The sequence below is a fragment of the Nostoc sp. genome (genome assembly GCF_036917235.1).
In the GTDB taxonomy this organism is placed as follows: domain Bacteria; phylum Cyanobacteriota; class Cyanobacteriia; order Cyanobacteriales; family Nostocaceae; genus Nostoc.
The window spans coordinates 34373-52815 of record NZ_JBALDU010000078.1; the positions used below are offsets into that span (position 1 = coordinate 34373).

Consider the following 18443-nt stretch of genomic DNA (forward strand, 5'->3'; position numbering starts at 1 on the left):
AAAATTTACATCTGTGCAAACCATAACTTAATCTGAACTTGACCGCATCACAATCAACATCTAAAGGACAAAAAAATGGCACTTTTCAATCTTGGTACACTCGGTAGCACCCCTGTTGTTAAGAATAACTCTGATTTAACTACATTCGATCCCACAGATGTGTTTAAGTTCCAAATCACCAGTGGCAAAAATATCAACCTGTCTCTGACAGATATCAGTGCTGGTGACGATGCCGACATCAGGCTGTTTCGAGATGCTAACAATAACGGCGTATTAGACAGCTTCGACCGAAATGTTGGACTTGTTTCCAATCACGGAAGCAACCAAGATGAGGCGATTAACTTTAAAACTAGCTCAGGTACTTTTTTTGCCGAAGTATCTCGCTTTGCTCCAGGTAGTTCGGGAAATGTCAGTTACGATTTAGCCTTGTCTGCAACTGAACCTGCTGGAACTTTTCCGATTTCAGCTAGTTCTAGCAACCTTCTTCCTAAAGAATTTGTACTTGGTGACTTGTCAGGTAATATCACTCGTACAGGTAATGTTAATAACCAGAATACTACCGATGTTTACAGCTTCTCCTTGGGATTTCGTGAGGGTGTCGACATTAGATTGGACGGATTAAGCACGGATGCTGATATCCGGCTGATTCGAGACTCTAACAACAATCGCATTGTTGACGCAGGCGAGGTAATTGGAAGCTCTACTAATGCAGGTATTACTTCAGAACTGATTTCCAACATTAACACTCCTGGTGACTACTTCTTGCAGGTAACAGAATTTACTGGCAGTACTAATTACAATGTGAGTTTTAACCAGTTCTCCGTCCCTGCTTAAGTTTAGGCATCGGCAGTGGTGAGCGATACTTGAAAGTTTTGTACGGCAATGCTTTCAAGGGTATGCAAATGATGCAAGCGGCAGAGAATCATACCTGAACTTTGCCGCTTTCATTCCACATTCTAGACAAAAAAAATTACATCAGGTTTAACTAAAACTAATCTTGCTTTAACCAAATAACTATTTCCACCAAAAAAACAAACAATGACTAATTTCAATCTTGGTACTCTGTCTAGCAACCCTTCTCACTTTTCTTTTGAAACACCAGACCCTACTGATATCTATCAGTTCCAAATCAGCAGTACCAGAAACGTTAACTTGTCTCTTAACGAGATTAGTGCTGGTGATGATTCCGATCTGAGACTTTTTCGAGACGTTAACGGTAACGGTATATTAGACGCGGCCGACCGAGCGAATGGATTGGTTGCAAGTTCACGCAATGGCAGCAACTTTGATGAATCAATTAATGTCAGAGCAAATGCAGGTACTTATTTTGCTGAAGTCTCTCGCTTTTCTGGTTCCGGTACTGTAACTTACGATTTAGACAGGTCTGCAACGACACCCAATTCAACACTCGATTTCAACAATCTTTTGCCCAAGGAATTTGAACTTGGTGACTTATCAGGTGATGTCGCGCGTACTGGTTTTATCAGTGACAAAAATACCGCTGATGTTTACCATTTTTCTCTAGGAAGCTTTGAGGGTGTCAACATCACATTGAGCGGACTTAGCAATGATGCTGATATCCGACTAATTCGAGACTTTAATCGCAATGGCAGAGTTGAGGCAGGAGAGGAAATTGCCCGTTCTATTAAAAGCGGTATTACCTCAGATATTATTTCCAATATTAAGGATGCTGGTGATTACTTTCTACAGGTCGATCAATTCAAAGGTAGTACTAATTACACTTTGAGTTTTGACCATTTCACCACCTCCGAAGCTTAAGTTTAAGCATCGAAAGTGGTGAATAGTACTTGAAAGTATTGTACGGCAATGCTTTCAAAGGTATGCAAATGATACAAACGGCAGAGAGTTATACCTGAACTTTACCGCTTCATTGCATAAATTATAGCTGTACTCATCAAATATTTCAACAAAATTGACGCTAAAGATTTAATCATAAGAAACCTCTGGTAACTCAGAGGTTTTTTTGGAGCAATTTTATACAACAATTTTTTAGTGTTACTAAGGTTTGCCAAAGCGATCGCCTGACGCAAGCTTTCGCCTACTTCTTTACATATCCCTTATTCGATCAAACTCATTCTCAATTACAGCAACGGCGAATTATATGACTTTTTCTGACTAAATCATACAAAGCATTTGGAATCTACTTTAAAAAACACCTAACTATAGAAGTCTTTTTCATGCTGTGTTTCTTGAAGAAACAGTTTAATTTAGATTCATGGTTAAACAAGAGGTTCTGAACGCGGCAAGCACAAAACCAAACGGCTAAAGCTCTCTTGAAAATAATAAATGTTCTTTATTTTCATCAAAATCTAAGCTTATAAAATCTAGTAAATGTCGATTTAAATCGGAATTTACATCTGTGCAAACCACAACTTAATCTGAACTTGACCAAATCACAATCAACATCTAAAGGACAAAAAAATGGGATTTTCCAATCTTGGAACACTCGGTAGCACCCCTGTTGTTAAGAATAACTTTGGTTTAGTTACATCTGATCCCACGGATGTCTTCCAGTTCAAAATCACCAGTGGCAAAAATATCAACCTGTCTTTAACAAATATTAGTGCAGGAGATGATGCCGATCTCAGGCTGTTTCGAGATGCTAACAATAACGGCGTACTAGACAGCTTCGACCGAACTTCTGGACTTGTTTCTAATCGGGGAAGCAACCAAGATGAGGCGATTAACTTTAAAACTAGCTCAGGTACTTTTTTTGCCGAAGTCTCTCGCTTTAGCACTAGTGTGGGCGGTGTTAGTTACAATCTAGCCTTGTCTGCAACTGAACCTTCTGGAAGTTTTCCGCTTGCAGCTAGTTTCAGTAACCTTCTACCGAAGGAATTTGTACTTGGTAACTTATCGGGTGATGTCACTCGTACAGGTAACGTCAGTAACACTAACACTGCTGATGTTTACAGCTTCTCGTTGGGAACTTTTGAGGGTGTCAACATTAATTTGAACGGATTAAGCACTGATGCTGACATCCGGCTGATTCGAGACTTTAACAACAATCGCATTGTTGATGCAGGAGAGGAAATTGCACGCTCTACTAATGGAAGTACTACTTCAGAACTGATTTCTAACATTAATCAATCTGGTGACTACTTCTTGCAGGTTACTGAATTCACTGGCAACACTAATTACAACGTGACTTTTGACCATTTCACCACCCCCTTTGCTTAAGTTTAGGCATCGGCAGTGGTGAGTAATACTTGAAAGTTTTGTACGGTAATGCTTTCAAGGGTATGCAAATGATGCAAGCGGTACAAATCCATACCTGAATACCGCTTGCATTTCTAAATGTATCTCTGCACGGCTCAAAATATTTGCACAAATATGAATAAAACATTACAACTAGGCGATGTCTACGATGGACGTAGCGGCAGCGCCCTCTTACCGCCAGAAATTATTCCCTTTTTAGCAAGTTACAACCTAATCCCGCAATTATTATCTCAGAGCATTATTGAGGCTGCGATTTCTACGAAGGGCTACGCCAACGCACCAATTACCTGTACACAAACCGAAACATCTCATGCTCTAGAACAATTTTATCAGCAATGGGATTTAAACACCGAACAAAAAATCCAAGATTGGTGCTTATGTTACGGTATGACTCAAGAACAATTAGAACTTTTCGCTACCCGAAAGCTGAGAGTTGAAAAGTTCAAGCAACAAACTTGGGGACATCAACTAGAATCTTACTTCCTCAAATACAAAAGACATTTTGATAAAGTCATTTATTCTTTAATTCGGACTGATAGCAGAGGAACTGCTAACGAACTATTCTTCCGAATTGCAGAAGGAGAACAATCATTCTCCGAGTTGGCGCGTGCATATTCCCAAGGGCCAGAAGCTGACACAAATGGCATTATCGGCCCAGTGGAACTTGGTGCGATCGCTCCCAATTTTGCTCAGTTACTTTGCACAAGTCAAGTGGGTATAGTTCAAGCACCTGTGCCTTTTGGAAATTCCTGGATAATTATCCGTGTGGAAAAGTTTATCAGTGCCCAGTTGGACGATTTTATGCGCCAACGATTGCTGCAAGAGAATTTTGAAACTTGGTTTCAACAGCAATTAAATCAACTATCACCAGAAGAAAAAACCTGGATGGGAATCAACACCAAACCAGCACAGGTTCAAGAAGCGAACGCTGCCTAGTAATTATTAAAATCGGGTGCAAGAGATGATGACAAATACAACCGTTGATATTCAAGCATATATTTCCGATCTATTTCCTTTCAATTATCTGTCACCAAATGTTTTAGAAAATTTGCTCGACAAGGTGCAATTTTGTCGTTATCGCATCGGGCAGGTAATAGTAACCAGTGAGGCTATGCCTAATTGGATTAGCATTATCTACCAAGGACAAGCGCGTTTATTAAGCTACAATTCTCAAGGACAAAATCCGGCGACACTGAAGTTACTCTCAGCAGGAGAGGTTTTGGGTTGGGTAAGTTATATGCGGGGTATTGCTTGTGAAACTGCGATCGCTTCTACTGAAGTTATCACTATTAATCTACCTATTGCTGGTTTTTTAACCTTACTCAAGCAGGAAGAGGCTTTTGTCCAAGCGTTGCAAAATGAAATCACTCTTTTAGAAGTATATGAACTGCTCACCGAAGAACTTAGCCGTCGCGCAGATGGCAGCAAGAATGTAATTAAGCTTGCTCAAGCTGCAACTGAAGTTGCTATCATCCGAACAATCCCTGCACGCAAATTCCACCAGCAGTTAAATTCAGAATTTTTGTGGTTAGTCAGCAGTAATTTTGATCCTGAGTTTCCCGCAGGTAGTCGTCTAGAGTTAGATGAACTCAACCCCAAGCTGAAATTTAATGTAAATATGCGCCTGGTGGGATTGCCCAAATCAATACTTGGAGAAAATCTTGCTCCTCGTACACCAAAAATGCTCTTACCCGCAGAGATTCCCTACGCCTCAGAAATTACTGTCACAGAAGAACCAGCAGCTAAGGGTAAACAAAAGAAGTTTCCTTATATTAAAGGTAGAGGGCCACTGGATGCAACACTAGCTTGCTTCCAGATGTTGAGCCAATACTTTAATATTTCCTGGCGCAAAGATACACTGCGGCGGGTGTTGACAAAGCAGCACGAACAGAAAGGTAGTATATCTCTGCAATTTTGCGCCGCCGCTGCTGAGTTGATGGGCTTGACAACACAGATGGTGAAAGTTCCCGCAACCGCAGTCGGACGCTTGCAATTACCAGTTATGATTTCTTGGCAAGATAGTTTTGCCATCATTTATAAAAATAGCGATCGAGAGTTACTCATTGCCGTTCCAGAGATGGGACTACTGCGCTACAAACTCCGAGACTTTGCTGAGAACTGGGGGGCTGAGGGAGAAGTACTGCTGCTACAAACCACCAAAAATACTCCCAAGGCGCGGTTTAGTTTGAGTTGGTTTGTACCTTCACTGCGGCGCTATCGCAAAGTATTAATTGAAGTACTGATTGCTTCTATTGTTATCCAACTGTTTGGGCTGGTAAATCCTCTCGCCACTCAAGTGATTATTGATAAAGTATTGGTTGGCAATAGTCCTGATACCCTGGAAGTTTTCGGCATCTTCTTGTTGGTAGTAGCAGTCATCGAAGCAATACTCACCAGTGTCCGCACTCATTTATTTACAGATACCACCAACCGGATTGATCTCACCCTTGGTTCTGAGGTGATCAATCACCTGTTGCGTCTGCCATTATCTTACTTTGAACGCCGCCCTGTTGGGGAATTGGCAACGCGAATTCACGAGTTGGAAAACATCCGCTCTTTTTTAACTGGTACAGCTCTAACTGTGGTGATGGATGCTGTGTTTTCGGTAGTCTACATTGTAGTAATGGCGATTTACAGCCCAGTGTTAACATTAGTTGCTTTGGCAACAGTGCCGTTGTTTGGCTTGCTCAACTTGATGGTATCACCTTTAATGCGGCGACAATTGCAAGAAAAAGCTGAGTGCAATGCCGAGACGCAATCTTATTTAGTGGAAGTAATGGGGGGAATGCAGACAGTTAAGGCGCAAAATTTAGAAATGCGATCGCGTTGGCAATGGCAAGAACGCTATGCTCGTTACATTAGCGCTGGTTTCAAAACCGTCTCTACCCAAACTACCGCCAGTTCTGTTAGCAGTTTTCTCAACAAGTTTTCTAGTATGTTAGTGCTGTGGGTGGGAGCTTTTCTCGTCCTTAATCAGCACCTTACCTTGGGACAACTCATTGCCTTTCGCATCCTTGCTGGTTATGTCACCAGCCCTCTGTTACGTTTAATGCAACTTTGGCAGAACTTTCAAGAAACCGCTTTATCTCTGCAACGCCTTGCTGATATTTTAGATACTCCCCAAGAAACAGAAATCGGTAACTGTCAAAATATCCTCATGCCCAGTATTCAAGGTAGCGTTCGCTTTGAAAATCTCAGCTTCAGTTTCTCGGAACATGGGCCGATGCAACTATGCAATATTAACTTAGATTTTCCTGCTGGCTCCTTTGTGGGTATTGTTGGTCAAAGCGGTTCCGGTAAAAGCACACTGCTAAAATTATTACCCAGACTTTATGAACCCAAGTCCGGTAAAATCTTGATTGATGGCTACGATACCAGTAAAGTAGAGCTTTATTCCTTACGCCGTCAAATTGGAATGGTGTTACAAGATACCCTTTTGTTTGATGGCACAGTCCGCGAAAACATTGCCTTGGGATATCCTGATGCTAGCGATGAGGAAATTATTAGCGCCGCCAAAATAGCATTCGCCCACGACTTTATTATGTCTTTACCCAGTGGTTATAACACTCGTGTGGGCGAACGAGGTTCGGGATTGTCTGGGGGACAACGCCAACGAGTAGCGATCGCTCGGACTGTCTTGCAAAATCCGCAATTACTGATTTTGGATGAAGCTACCAGCGCCTTAGACTACAATGCGGAAGCCCAAGTTTGCGGTAACTTGGCGAGAACCTTCAAAGATAAAACAGTATTTTTCATTACTCACCGCCTCAGCACAATTCGCAACGCCGATATCATTCTGATGATGGACAAAGGTGCTGTGGTAGAACAGGGGACTCATGAAGAATTGATGGCGCTCAAAGGTTATTACTACTGTCTTTATCAGCAACAGGAAGCGAAAGTTTAGTGCTGAGTGCTGAGTTAAGAGTTAGGAGTTAAGAGTTAAGAGTTAGAAGTCAGGAGGAAATATTATTGCTTCAAGCTCAGAACTCGAAAGTTGAGCCTCTGAACTCGGAAGTTGAGCCTTTTTGCTCGAACGTTGAGCCTCTGAACTCGGAAGTTGCACCTTTTTGCTTGAACGTTGAGCCTCTGAACTCGGAAGTTGCACCTTTTTGCTTGAACGTTGAGCCTTTGAACTCGGAAGTTGCACCTTTTTACTTGAACGTTGAGCCTCTGAACTCGGAAGTTGCACTTTTTTGCTTGAACGTTGATCTTCTGAACTCGGAATTTTAACCTTAGCACTCCTAATTCAGCACTCAACAGTCAACACTCCCAAATACCTCATTCCCAATTCCTCATTTATTATGAATATTCAATATAAATTCGATCAACCAGTACTTTTACAACAGACTTCTACTTGGTCACGAGCGATCGCTTGGACTATTGTTGGAGTTAGCACCTTCGCAGTAATCTGGGCCTCAGTTTTCCAAATTGATGAATCAATTCATGCTACTGGCAAGCTAGAACCAAAGGGTGCAGTCAAAGAAATTCAGGCTCCGGTTCATGGTGTTGTCAATGAGATTTTAGTCAAAGATGGTCAACGAGTCAAAAAAGGTGACACACTCGTTACCCTAGAAAAAACTACTTCTGAGGCGGAGCTAACTTCATTAAAGCAAAGTCGCGCAGCTCAGTTGCTTGCCAAACAAGCACTAGAGCAAGAAAATGATTTCTATCGCCGTCAGCTTCAAGGGAGCATCTCACTACAGGAAGTGGCACAGCAAACTGCTCTGTTGAAAATTAAACCAGAACTAGCCTTCTTAACCAAAAGCCGAGCCGCCATTATTGCCGAAAACCAGTTGTACCGCACACAGTTAAACGGTGCGACTGCTGGAAATACTCTCACAAGAGAGCAACAATTACGCTTGCGAAATCGCCAAATAGAATTAGAATCGCGTTTAGCCACGGCTAATTTAGAAACGGGACAGACGCAACAGCAATTTTTTCAGACTCAGGCGGAGTTAACAAGTGCTAAAGAGTTGCTGACAATTAATCAACAAATTCTCCACAAGTTTGAACCTTTAGCACAGCAGGGGGCAATTTCCCAGGTGCAATACTTGAAACAGCAACAGGATGTCAGCACCAGACAAGCTGAAGTGATCCGATTGAATAGGGAACAGCAGCGATTACAATTAGCGATCGCACAATCAAATCAAAAACTTCGCAACACTGCGGCTGTGTCTCAAGAAGACTTACTAGCCAAAATTACAGATAATGACAAAAACATTGCCGGAATTGACAGCCAATTAACCAAGGTAATTGTAGATAATCAGAAACGCATCTATGAAATTAACGGTCAGATTGGTGAGATTGATAGTAAGTTAATTCAGGCAGAACAAACTCTGAAATATCAAAAAATTACTGCACCCGTAGATGGAACCGTCTTTGAACTCAAAGCCAAAACAGCAGGATTTGTAATTAATTCCAGCGAACCGCTTTTGAAACTTGTTCCTAGCGATAACTTAGTTGCTAACGTATACATCACCAACCGCGACATCGGCTTTGTCAGAGAAGGGCAACAAGTGGATGTGAGAATTGATTCCTTTCCGTTCCAAGAGTATGGTGATATCAAAGGCGAACTAATTGAGATTGGCTCTGATGCTCTACCTCCAGACCAAGTTTATAATTTCTGGCGGTTTTCCGCAAAAGTCCGCCTACATGGGCAGAAATTACTGATTAATCAGCGTCAAATTCCATTGCAATCAGGGATGTCCATTGATGCTAATGTAAAATTACGTCAGCGCACAATTATGAGTATCTTCACTGATTTCTTAGTGCAAAAGACTGAGAGCTTAAAGTCTCTGCGCTGAACAAAATCTTTTTTAACAGCAGCTTTCAAGCGTGAAACCCAATATTCCATAAGGATGTGCGGTGTTGCAGAGAAAGCGCGATGATTTAGGTAATTTCTAAAATCCCCCCCAGCTTCCCCTGCCTCCCCTGCTTGCCCCAATTCATCCCACGTTCTGCAACGCCGGATTTGCGATCGCCTATTTCTGGAGCGCTTGTTGAAAAGTCTTGATCGCCTCTACGTGATTCACCATATTGATGCAACGTAACAACAAATCCAGATCGATTCCTTTCACCTCTTCACTACTAGAAATCTTTTCATAGTGAAGTGTATTGCCTTCTCCCCGCAGATGATAGACTTCTAACCCACCATCTTCCCAAAACCACACTTCCTTGATCTTCAGCCGCTTGTATGCATCCAGTTTGTTGATGCCGCCACTGGAAAATACCACCTCGATCGCCAGATCGGGTAGCATCCGACCAGGAGCAAGTTTATAAGATTTATCTGCCTCTCGCTTGACAGCGACTGTTTCACTTTCCAGAGTCATTGAGCCAGTTGGAGTAAAGTCGAACCCTGCCATAAGCAGGTAAAGCTCCAACAAAGCACCGATCCTTTCTTTAACGGTTTCGTGGGGTTCTCCAGGCATTCGTCGTATCTCCAGAATTCCATCCAGAAAAGAGAGCCGATATCCTGGACGGTCTAACAATTGCTCAACTGCTTTAAACTCTCTCCAGGTCATTCCCTCAAACAGAAGAGGTAATTCCTTTGGTGGTGTTGCTATCGTTGCTGTGGTCATTTGAGTCTCCAGTTGGTTTCCAGATTAGAATAATCAGGTTTGGAGGGCGATCGCTTCATTATTCTACTTGCTATTGAGAGATGCGATCTGAGTGCTAAGTGCTGAGTAAAAATCCCAGTCCCTAGTACAACACGGCGTAAATAAACCACCCATTCAAAACCAATAAAGTGCTTGTTTTATCCTCACATTTCTAGCTTCCGGCCAACCATATACCACAAACCCACGGCATAGCGGATGTAATTGAGTTCTGTAAAACCTGCTTTCGCAAACTCGTACTCGAAGTTGAAATGGATAAAGTCATCCAACCACGGTTCTTGAAAAGAAGCGCTCAGGGCGTATTCACCCCGATAGGTGTCAGCGTATAGTACCCAACCACCGGGTTTGGCGATCCGGTACATCTCCTTAAGAATCTTAGGCGTCCACTCTTTAGGTGTCTCGTGCAAGAGTAGTGATGATGTGACAAGATCGAAAGAGTTGTCAGGGTAGCCAGTGTTACGGGCGTCCACCTGCTCGAAGGATGCCCGCTCACTCAATCCAGCCTTGTTAAACTTGTGCTGACTAATCACCAGCATATAAGGTGAAACATCAGTAACGCGAAAAGTGACCTGTGGAAACCGCTGTGCCAGTGCCAGCGCTCCACCAGCCGTACCTGCACCAAGCTCTAGCACCGTCTCAATTTGAGCGTCTTGAGGAATTAGTTCAGCCATGTTCTCGCGCAACTGCTGACAACTAACATTGTGGCTCATGGGAATAATCGCATCCATAGCAGCATCCCAGGCTAAACATGACTGAGGGTTGGTGTAGGAATCAGTTGACCCATGAATGGGAGCGTGGATATAGTCAGGGTAATATTCATGCTCAGTATGGTAGCCTTTAAGTTCTTCCGCCCAATTAATTGAGGCATATTCCTGCATTACTGAAGGCATCGCTGCGGTAATGCGTTGAATTACCTCAGTCCGATACGCTTGTTTTTTTTCTGCATTCCATCTCGGCATAATCATCCCCTACTTACACTCGTTACTGGTGTTCCTAGATTCCAATCTGGGAACGAGAAATAAACTGCAAATATAATAGAGCAATACTTCGGACAGTTTTTAATTGAGCCAATTCACAAGAAAGCTATCGATCCTTTAGGGTGATGATTAGAACAAACAAGCACCGGAACGATAGCTAAACCACGTCTACCTTGAAAACCATAGTTTTTTGGAATTAGAGTAAAGCTCATAACTCAAGTCACGACAGAATAATACACTCTCCTTAAAAACTCTAGGTTTCAAAATGGACGGGGTTTATATGTAAATTGTACAGAGTCTACTATAAAAAATGGACGGTTTGGGCAAACCACACATGAAGGCGTTAACAAAAGAATATTGTCATCTCTAACAATCAATCTACCAATGCGCCAAGACAGTTTACTCTATGCAAGGCACAAGGAGCCAGACGATCCAGGCGTTGTAGTTTATTTCAAAATCAAAGATAAAAACTATGCTTTGTGTTGCGTAGACACAGAGCGGCTTGTCGTCCATTGGTGTCAACTTAAGCCGAAAACTATATCGGACAGGCGTTTCGCAAATCCCTCACGCCCTCATCCCCTAACCCCTTCTCCCAAAGGAGAAGGGGAATTGAATGTCTAGTTCCCCTCTCACGGATGGGAGAGGGGCTGGGGGTGAGGGCAAAACGTTGTCACCAAGAGGGGTGTTAAGTTGACACCTATGCTTGTCGTCAGACATCGCCCGCTAAAAGTAAGAGATAATCTCACAGCAGATGGATTGCACATTAATAAAGCAAACTGTTTAAATTTAAGTAAATAAGGAAAAAACTATGAAAAATTCCGCTACAGTCTTATTTAAAACAAAGTTTATTCTTTTTACAAATGAATATAGAAGAAGCGCTAGTAATTTTAGATACATTTCTTGAACATGGCTTAAGTGATGTTCAGGAAATAATATTTCGTCAAGCTTGGGAAGGACAAACTTATCCAGATATCGCCGAAAGCTGTGGTTATGATGCCAATTATATAAAAGATGTTGGTTCCAAGTTATGGAAGTTACTTTCACAAGCTTTCGGGGAAGAGGTGACAAAAAGTAATTTTCGCTCAGTATTGAGACGGCGAAGCCTCCAGCGGGCTTTGCCTACGCAAAATAGCGTTATCTCAGAAAAACTACAACCTGTGCCAGCAGTCTTGAGACAGTCTCAGCCAACAAGCAAAGCCAAAGATGGAATATCAGCGTCTTCTTTGGTAATCGAAAAGCAAGATGAGAGAAAAGCCGCAGTCCTTAATCCCGACTTCTTAGAAAATCCTGGTGGCTCAGTGCCGCTCAATTCCTCTTTTTACATAGAGCGTCCGCCAATTGAAGAACGCACATATACCGAAATTAATAAACCTGGAAGCCTAATCAGAATCAAAGCCCCCAGCAAAATGGGAAAAACTTCCCTAATGCATAGAATTCTGACTCACGCTAAACAGACTGGCGTACACACTGTACAGATCGGTTTACAGAGAGCAGATAGTCAAGTTTTCACTAGCTTGGAAAAATTCTTACGATGGTTTTGTGCTAACGTCAGTCGGCAGTTGAATTTAGAAATCAGACTGGATGATTATTGGGATGAGGATATTGGCAGCAAAGTTAGCTGCACATTGTATTTACAAGAATATTTACTCGAAAAAATCGACGCTCCGGTAGTCTTAGCTTTGGATGAAGTGAATCGGATTTTCGAGTATCCAGAAATCTCTAGGGATTTTCTCCCGCTACTGCGCTCCTGGTATGAAGATGCTTCCGAATTAGAAATCTGGCAAAAACTTCGATTACTAGTAGTTCATGCCACTGAAGCTTATATCCCATTAGATATTAATCAATCCCCTTTCAATGTGGGATTACCGATTAAGTTACCAGAATTTAATTTAGAGCAGATGCAGGAATTGGCGGTGCGTCATGGATTGGATTGGGCCAAAGGTGAGAAAGGATTAGAAAAGTTGGCTCCTCTACGAGCGATGATTGGTGGTCATCCCTATCTAGCTCGTCTGGCTCTTTATAACCTGGGAAATCAAACAGTAACCTTAGAGCAGCTACTAAAAGAGGCTCCGACAATTGCCGGTATTTATAGCAACTATTTACGGCATCATCTAGCCAATCTCCAAGAACATCCCGAATTAGCGATCGCACTTAAACGGGTAGTTACCTCTCCAACAAGTGTACAACTAGAAGCGATCGCTGCCTATAAATTAGAAAGTATGGGTCTGGTAAAACTTGAAGGAAATCAGGCAATGCCTAGCTGTGAATTGTATCGCCTCTATTTCCAAGAGCAATTAGGCTAAATGCAATGAATAAGTACGAATATCAAATTGGCGGTAGTCTCAAAGTCGATGCTCCTAGTTATGTAGAACGACAGGCTGACTTTGAACTTTATAATGCGCTAATTCAAGGTGAATTTTGTTATGTATTTAGTTCCCGACAAATGGGTAAATCTAGCTTGCGGTTACAAACAAGGTATAAATTAGAACAAATAGGTTACAGTTGTGCATCTATCGACATGACTCGCATCGGCAACGGCAATATTACTCCTGCTCAGTGGTATAAGGGCATAGTGGTTGACTTATTAAGAAGCTTTAATCTCTTTAGCAAAGTTAATATAAAAGCTTGGTGGTCGGAGCGGGAAGATTTACCTGCATTACAGCGATTGAGTCAATTTGTCGAAGATATTTTGTTAGCTGAACTAAAAACTGAAAAAATATTTATTTTTATTGATGAAATTGATAGTGTTTTAGGCTTAAATTTTCCTGTAGTTGATTTTTTTACCCTAATTCGGTCATGCTACAATCAACGCGCCGAAAATCCAGAATATAACCGCCTAACTTGGGCACTATTCGGAGTAGCAACACCTTCAGATTTGATTGCCGATCGCAACTGTACCCCATTTAATATCGGTAAATCTATTGAACTACACGGCTTTAACTTATCGGAAGTTCAGCCATTAGCAGCAGGTTTAGAAAGTAAAGTAGCTAATCCGATGGCAGTTATCAAAGACATTTTGGCTTGGACAAATGGTCAGCCATTTCTGACTCAAAAACTATGTCAGATAGTAGTGCAAGAAAGAAACTGTGGAAGCAAAGATGTTCAGGAACACAGAAGCATAGAAGTTGACGAGCGTTATAAATTGGATAACCATTTACCCATTATTAATCAACATCTGATAAATTTTTATTACCAATTTCCCTTGTTAGTTTTAGAAAAACTAGTACAAACCCATATTATTGACAAATGGGAGGCAAAGGACGATCCAGAGCATTTGAAAACAATCCGCGATCGCCTGTTGATCAATGAACAGCGTGCTGGAGGTTTACTGGGATTGTACCAGCAAATTTTACAAGGAATTCAGATAGCTAGTGATGATGGAGAAGAACAAATAGAACTGCTTTTATCGGGGTTAGTAACCAAGCAGCAAGGGCAATTAATAGTAAAGAACCGGATTTATGAAGAGGTTTTTAACCAAACTTGGGTAGAAAAACAATTAGCAAAATTACGGCCCTACTCCCAAGCATTTAACGCTTGGGTAGCCTCAGATCGCTGTGATAATTCGCGACTATTACGCGGGACAGCTTTACATGAAGCTTTAGCTTGGTCACAAGGCAAAAGCTTGAGCGATTTGGATTATCAGTTTTTAGCAGCAAGCCAAGAATGCGATCGGCGAGAAGTTGAGACATGGTTAGAAGCAGAACGAACTAAAGAAGTTAAAGCTAGACTCGTTCAAGAGCAAAAAGCAGCTAGATTTCAAAGATTATTTTTTATAGGTGCGTTCGGTTGGGCATTGATAGTTGTTTTAGGATTGGGGATGGTGACTTTCCAGTATAAAAAGCACTGTTCAGTGACTTCACAGCATTTACTACATTACCCGTAATACCAATTCGCAATTTGCAAGAAACGCTGCTTCGCTATCAGTGTCTAGAATTTTATGAGGAACCGCAAGGGCGAACTGGCTCTCCTACAATAATTTTATTTTTACTTTATAAATAGCCTCTTAAGAGTTAATTTTATTTTGAATTAATTCAAAAAAGTCTAAAATCTCTTTAGTTGAGCGAATATGATAAACACTTTTGCTGCTTTGAGCTTGTTTGATATATTCACGATACTTTGGAGTCAAAAATTTGTGGCATAACTCAAAGCGCGCGGTAGCTTTTAAGCGAACTTTTCAATATAGGACTATTTTGTGGCCAGCCTTCAGGCGGTTGAAAGTAACCTGTGATGAATCGCTTAGTTACCCACCAAACATGGACATATAGTGGTAAATCGACAAAAACCAGAGTATCCGCCTCGTCAAGTCTTGGCCAGAGTGTTTCCATGCAACCAAAACCGTCAATAATCCATCTTTGAGTTTGTAAAATTTCCTGATGGATATGCTTGTAGTCTTCATGAGGAACTTCAGCACCTCCAGCGAAATACTTTATCTTGTCCAAAACGTGAAGTGATAAACCAGTAATTTCTGATAATTTTTTACTCAGAGTTGATTTACCACCTCCAGCATTGCCAAATACCGCTACTTTTTTCACAGCCATTTTCGTTTTAGGGCAATATACTTCAACAGACAACAAGGCTTGTCAAGAAAGAATAGGAATTTCTTTTATAATACTTAAATGATACATAGAGTAGCGCAAAAATGTACTATTTTATTCCTGACACCATCTACGCTATATCTATTACTGCTAAAGAAAACTCAGACAATTGCATCCAATTAACTAGCAATCCGAAGAATAGTTATATTTGCGATCGCTTGTTCAATGATTTGTGCTGGGATAGCTGTCTCTATTGCTTTGAATATCTCGTACTTCGTATCTTGGGAGACAGCAGTGAGAATTCTTTGAGATGCGTCACACTTTCTTTCCATTTTTGGGAATTATAGCTCGATTACATAGATTTGAGCCTTAACTGAACTATATTGGTTTATAACAAACCCTCTATCTCAGCAAATTTCCGCAACCGTGGTAGACACTGCCGTTGATAAAAACTGCTTAATGTCGCAATTGGCAGCCCAAAGTCTTTAGATAATTCTTTCCAGCTAACTTCCGGGGGTAAGCGTTTGAGAATTAATACCTGACAATTTACGTCTGGACGCCCTTTAATGTGAGTACTACGTAATTCCATATCCGAGTCTGTCTCCACCCATATCTCCAGGTTTTCCAAAATGGGAGGCGCTTGGGGGGTAGCTGGTATATTATCTATCGGGTCTATAGTTTCACCAATCTCACCCGACTTAGATTGATGAACCCCAAAGGAGACTGTTGTGGCTTGTTCCCGATTTTGTTTGAGATAAAAGTCTTGTAGTCTGCGTTTTAGGTAAGCATCTAGCCAATTCATCACACTACCTTGAGTAGAGTCATAGGCTTGACCTGTCAGACCATCACAAACGTTGCGGCAGAAATACAACCAAGTTTGTTGCAGTGCGTCTTGATAGTAGGGAGTATTTTCTTTCCAGAGTTTACCTTGTGTCAAACGAATGATTTGCGTGAGCAACTTCTGACGTTGACGGCTTCCAGGTGAATGTCTACAAGCTTGGTTAACTAAGGATGCTAGCTGTTCATTTAGATCCTCCTTAGCTGAAATGCTAGACAACGGATACCTGACTTCCTGGTTTACTGGTAGTGAATGACTCTGAATGCCTAAATCAGTAGTAATATCTTTTACAGTCAAAGAACTGTTGCTCACCCGATCGGTATTTCCTTGCTCGGATGCCTGAATACAGCGATGAATTGCTTCTTCAGGCGGGATAAAATCTTGGTTTATACTATTTTTTCGCATCTTATTTTCTTTCCTCAAGTTTATTTTTTGGGCATACTTTGCTAGCTTGATACACTACAAAGCATCTCTTTGCTTGATTTTTGATGCTGTCACTATCTGTCAGATATCAGAGGTAATAACGCTATAGTTGCAATGGGCAATACCCTTTTGCTCACCGACTCAATTCAATCTACATAATCAACTCAGTAGGAGGACATAATTAAATGTAAAATGCAAATCAGAAGAACCTGTTACTGTTGGGGTTTTCCGTTCTGCTCCTACTTATTAGACGTGCTTAAGGTTTTGGATTGAAGTTTACTTTGACCATACCTTTAATTTAAATGAATCACTTACTTTTTAACAGCATGAAAAAGTAAGTGATTCGTCAGGAATTTTGCGGTCAAAGTTTTATTAATTTATGTGAAAAATGTCGGTAACGTCAGAAAAAATCTCTTTTGCCACCTGTGTTAGCAGTTTTGGATTAGAAGTATTGACTAAAGGTATCTTCCAGTAATTTCAGACTACTTATTCATTTACAGAAGTTTTTATACAAAACACTTTAGCGGCTTGCTGAAATGGTGTTAGCAGGAGGTGATATCGCGGACACTAGCACAATGGTATTCTTGTCCGTTTAACTCCAGATAATTGACAGTTATTTCCACGGCTATGTCTTGACCATCTTGAGTTCGTTGAGTAGACTCAAAAGTGAGAGAGGCTTTCTGTCTAACTTCCTGCCAGTGCGATCGCCAAGTAACCGTCGAAAAATTTGAATCGATATCGTAAACAGTCATGGTCAATAATTGGGCGCGGGAGTAGCCAAGATGACGACAAGCGGATTCATTCACGTAGACAAGCTGGGCATCCGAATTTACAAAAAAGATAGAATCCTTAAATTTATCTAAATAAAACTGACTGAGGCGCAGTGCTGATTCTGCTTTTTGGCGATCGCTAATTTCCTGTTGCAAAAGTATATTTTGCTGGGTCAGTTGCTTTTGCAACCTGCGGATAGTCAAGTTATTTTCTACACGGGCAAAAACCTCTTCTTCACTAAAAGGTTTGGTAATATAATCCACTCCCCCGACTGCAAAAGCTTTAACTTTATCAAAAACTTCATCCAAGGCGCTAATAAAAATCACCGGTATGTCGCGGGTTTTCTCCGAGGCTTTCAAATGTTGACAGACTTCATAACCATTCATTTCTGGCATCATGATGTCAAGCAAAATTAAATCGGGCGGTGCAGCTTGTGCTGTTTTCAAAGCTGTTTGTCCGTTAATAACTCTCCGAATTTCATAGCCAACCTGAGTTAGCATAGCGGATAAAAGTCGCAGATTATCGGGTGTATCATCAACAACAAGAATATTTGCTTTTGGTAGCTGAACTTGATGGTTATCCATATTTATGAGAACTAATTTATCAGAAAAGAATTCAGGAGCGGAGCCGGAGACGTTTCCGTTAGCTCCGGTCATAAATCAGAATTTAGAATTTAATTGGAGTCAGACTGGTGAATGAATCGGTTTAAGATCCCCACCAAATTTTCTGGTGCATTCGCTACAGAAAAATTTAGAGGATGTCTGAGAAGTATTAAATATTTCGTCCGATCCCCCTAGCCCCCCTTTCCAAGGCTACCGTGTACACACAAATCAAATTTCTTCTTAAATCCAGTCGTTTATTGAATTCGGGCGGTCGTTTATTGAATTCGGACGGTCGTTAGGGTGGGGTAAAACCCAGATTCTTGAGCCAGTTCAGATTTGTGTATACACCGTAGCTTTCCAAGGAGGGAAAACTTCTAAAAGTCCCCCTTTTTAAGGGGAGCCACTGCGCCCTTGCGGTTTCCCGACTTGTTCGCGTAGCGTCT

General features: G+C 41.4%; 16 protein-coding genes. 10 read left to right on the top strand and 6 right to left on the bottom strand.

The features are described from left to right. Nucleotides 1-75: 75 nt before the first annotated feature. From V7K44_RS22175 to V7K44_RS22205, 7 genes are all read left to right on the top strand, one after another. A complete protein-coding gene (locus V7K44_RS22175; RefSeq protein ID WP_334934387.1) occupies nt 76-834 on the top strand; it encodes a PPC domain-containing protein in 759 nt (252 codons plus the stop codon). A gap of 204 nt (nt 835-1038) precedes the next feature. Beyond that, nucleotides 1039-1779 (top strand): PPC domain-containing protein, encoded by a 741-nt coding sequence (locus V7K44_RS22180; protein WP_334934389.1) that lies wholly within the window; start codon nt 1039-1041, stop codon nt 1777-1779. A 663-nt stretch (nt 1780-2442) separates the two neighbouring features. Further along, on the top strand, nt 2443-3201 hold the full coding sequence (locus tag V7K44_RS22185; protein WP_334934391.1) for a PPC domain-containing protein: 759 nt from the start codon (nt 2443-2445) through the stop codon (nt 3199-3201). Nucleotides 3202-3354: 153 nt separating this feature from the next. Beyond that, nucleotides 3355-4176: a peptidylprolyl isomerase gene (locus V7K44_RS22190; RefSeq protein WP_334934393.1), complete on the top strand. Its 822-nt coding sequence runs from the start codon at nt 3355-3357 to the stop codon at nt 4174-4176. A 25-nt stretch (nt 4177-4201) separates the two neighbouring features. Further along, a complete protein-coding gene (locus V7K44_RS22195) occupies nt 4202-7144 on the top strand; it encodes a peptidase domain-containing ABC transporter (RefSeq protein WP_442940709.1) in 2943 nt (980 codons plus the stop codon). Nucleotides 7145-7209: 65 nt separating this feature from the next. After that, on the top strand, nt 7210-7470 hold the full coding sequence (locus tag V7K44_RS22200; RefSeq protein ID WP_334934395.1) for a hypothetical protein: 261 nt from the start codon (nt 7210-7212) through the stop codon (nt 7468-7470). 71 nt (nt 7471-7541) lie between these two features. Continuing rightward, nucleotides 7542-9044 carry an HlyD family efflux transporter periplasmic adaptor subunit gene (locus V7K44_RS22205; protein WP_334934397.1) on the top strand — a complete coding sequence of 501 codons (1503 nt, stop codon included), beginning with the start codon at nt 7542-7544 and terminating at the stop codon, nt 9042-9044. A 177-nt stretch (nt 9045-9221) separates the two neighbouring features. On the opposite strand, the gene V7K44_RS22210 is transcribed toward V7K44_RS22205, so the two are convergent. Together V7K44_RS22210 and V7K44_RS22215 are read right to left on the bottom strand one after the other, a co-directional pair. Then, a complete protein-coding gene (locus V7K44_RS22210; protein WP_334934399.1) occupies nt 9222-9818 on the bottom strand; it encodes a Uma2 family endonuclease in 597 nt (198 codons plus the stop codon). A 182-nt stretch (nt 9819-10000) separates the two neighbouring features. Further along, complete coding sequence (locus V7K44_RS22215; RefSeq protein ID WP_334934401.1) at nt 10001-10813, bottom strand: class I SAM-dependent methyltransferase; 813 nt, start codon at nt 10811-10813, stop codon at nt 10001-10003. A 402-nt stretch (nt 10814-11215) separates the two neighbouring features. Here V7K44_RS22215 and V7K44_RS22220 point away from each other — a divergent pair, with 402 nt between their 5' ends. The 3 genes from V7K44_RS22220 (at nt 11216) to V7K44_RS22230 (ending at nt 14714) form a co-directional block, all read left to right on the top strand. Beyond that, a complete protein-coding gene (locus V7K44_RS22220; RefSeq protein ID WP_334934403.1) occupies nt 11216-11452 on the top strand; it encodes a hypothetical protein in 237 nt (78 codons plus the stop codon). Between the two features lie 239 nt (nt 11453-11691). Beyond that, complete coding sequence (locus tag V7K44_RS22225) at nt 11692-13134, top strand: AAA-like domain-containing protein (RefSeq protein ID WP_334934405.1); 1443 nt, start codon at nt 11692-11694, stop codon at nt 13132-13134. 5 nt (nt 13135-13139) lie between these two features. Continuing rightward, the gene (locus tag V7K44_RS22230) at nt 13140-14714 is read left to right on the top strand and encodes an AAA-like domain-containing protein (protein WP_334934407.1); all 1575 of its coding nucleotides are present in this window, start codon (nt 13140-13142) and stop codon (nt 14712-14714) included. A 259-nt stretch (nt 14715-14973) separates the two neighbouring features. Here V7K44_RS22230 and V7K44_RS22235 read toward each other — a convergent pair whose 3' ends face one another. The 4 genes from V7K44_RS22235 to V7K44_RS22250 form a co-directional block, all read right to left on the bottom strand. After that, nucleotides 14974-15369 (bottom strand): adenylate kinase, encoded by a 396-nt coding sequence (locus V7K44_RS22235; RefSeq protein ID WP_334934409.1) that lies wholly within the window; start codon nt 15367-15369, stop codon nt 14974-14976. A 176-nt stretch (nt 15370-15545) separates the two neighbouring features. After that, nucleotides 15546-15698: a hypothetical protein gene (locus V7K44_RS22240; RefSeq protein WP_334934411.1), complete on the bottom strand. Its 153-nt coding sequence runs from the start codon at nt 15696-15698 to the stop codon at nt 15546-15548. A 56-nt stretch (nt 15699-15754) separates the two neighbouring features. Then, entirely contained in the window at nt 15755-16414 is a 660-nt protein-coding gene (locus V7K44_RS22245) for a sigma-70 family RNA polymerase sigma factor (protein ID WP_334934625.1), read from the bottom strand. A gap of 755 nt (nt 16415-17169) precedes the next feature. Then, nucleotides 17170-17982 carry a response regulator gene (locus V7K44_RS22250; RefSeq protein WP_334934413.1) on the bottom strand — a complete coding sequence of 271 codons (813 nt, stop codon included), beginning with the start codon at nt 17980-17982 and terminating at the stop codon, nt 17170-17172. Nucleotides 17983-18443 lie beyond the last annotated feature (461 nt).